The organism is Rhizobacter sp. P2_H2 (genome assembly GCF_056403375.1).
The window spans coordinates 1-1,500 of sequence record NZ_JBFUFP010001215.1; the positions used below are offsets into that span (position 1 = coordinate 1).

General features: G+C 71.6%; 2 protein-coding genes. Both read left to right on the top strand.

The genetic code is table 11. The features are described 5' to 3' along the window. Positions 1-350, top strand: a 350-nt coding sequence (locus AC1D15_RS31680) for an NAD(P)H-dependent oxidoreductase (RefSeq protein WP_477829170.1), incomplete at its 5' end; no start/stop codon positions are given. After that, the coding region (locus AC1D15_RS31685) for a monovalent cation:proton antiporter-2 (CPA2) family protein (RefSeq protein WP_477829171.1) at positions 350-1,500 on the top strand (1,151 nt) is incomplete at its 3' end. The genes AC1D15_RS31680 and AC1D15_RS31685, both read left to right, overlap by 1 nt.

Below are 1,500 nucleotides of genomic sequence, written 5' to 3' on the forward strand. Positions count from 1 at the left end.
GCCATGCGCTGCGCGGCAAGGACCTGTGGCTGGTCTCGTCCACCGGCGGCCCGGACGACTCCTACCGCCCCGACAGCTACAACCGCTACCACTTCGACGCCTTCCTGCCGCCCTACGAGCAGACCGCCGCGCTGTGCGGCATGCGCTTCCTGCCGCCGCTGGTGCTGCACGGCGCGCACCGCGTCGGCGCGGCCGAGCTGCAGGCGCATGCCGACACCTTCGTGCAGCACCTGGGCAGCTACCCCGGCTGGCCGGAGCTGGCCGGGCTGGACGACTGCATCGACTGCGAGGTGCCCGAATCGGCACGCCCGACGGATGCGGCCGAAGCCGCGATGGCGGAAAGCGCCTGATGGAACACGGCAGCTGGTTGACAGGCGGGCTGGTGTACCTGGCCGCCGCGGTGATCGCGGTGCCGRTGGCGAAGAAACTGGGGCTGGGCTCGATCATCGGCTACCTGGCCGCGGGCATCCTGATCRGGCCCTGGGGGCTGCGGCTGGTGACCGACCCGCAGGACATGCTGCATTTCGCCGAGTTCGGCGTGGTGCTGATGCTGTTCCTGGTCGGGCTCGAGCTGGAGCCGAAGCGGCTGTGGGCGCTGCGCAAGCCGATCTTCGGCTGGGGCAGCGTGCAGCTGTTCGGCTCGGCGGCGCTGCTGCTCGGCGCGGCGGTGGCGGCCGGCGTGCCGTGGCAGCTGGCGGTGGTGGGCGGGCTCGGCCTCGCGATGTCGTCGACGGCGATCGGGCTGGGCGTGCTGGGCGAGCGCAACCTGATGGCGACGACCTCGGGGCAGAGCCTGCTGAGCGTGGCGCTGCTGCAGGACATCGCGGCGATCCCGATCCTCGCGCTGGTGCCGCTGCTGGCGGGGCCTTCGGATGCGCCGGAGCACGGCAGCTTCTGGCTCGGTGCCGGCAAGGCGCTGGGGGTGGTCGCGATCATCGTGCTGGGCGGGCGGCTGCTGCTGCGGCCCACGCTGCGCTGGATCGCCGGCAGCGCGACGCCCGAGATCTTCACCGCCGCGTCGCTGCTGCTGGTGGTGGCCACCGCGGCGCTGATGCAGACGGTGGGGCTGTCGATGGCGCTCGGTGCCTTCCTGGCCGGCGTGCTGCTGGCCGAGAGCGAGTACCGGCGCGAGCTCGAGACCGACATCGAACCCTTCAAGGGGCTGCTGCTCGGGCTGTTCTTCATCGCGGTGGGGATGAGCATCGACTTCTCGATCGTGATGCAGCGGCCGCTGCTGATCGCGCTGGTCGTCGGCGGCTTCCTCGGCGTGAAGGCGGTGGTGCTGTGGGCGATGGGCCGCGCGATGCCGCTGCCGAAGGCCGAGCGGCCGGTGTTCATCATCCTGCTGGCGCAGGGCGGCGAGTTCGGCTTCGTGGTGTTCCAGACCGCCACGCAGGCGGGCGTGATCGACGGTCCGACGTCATCGTTGCTGGTGGCGGCGGTGGCCTTGTCGATGCTGCTGACGCCGCTGCTGCTGGTGGCGGCCGACCGCTGGTGGAC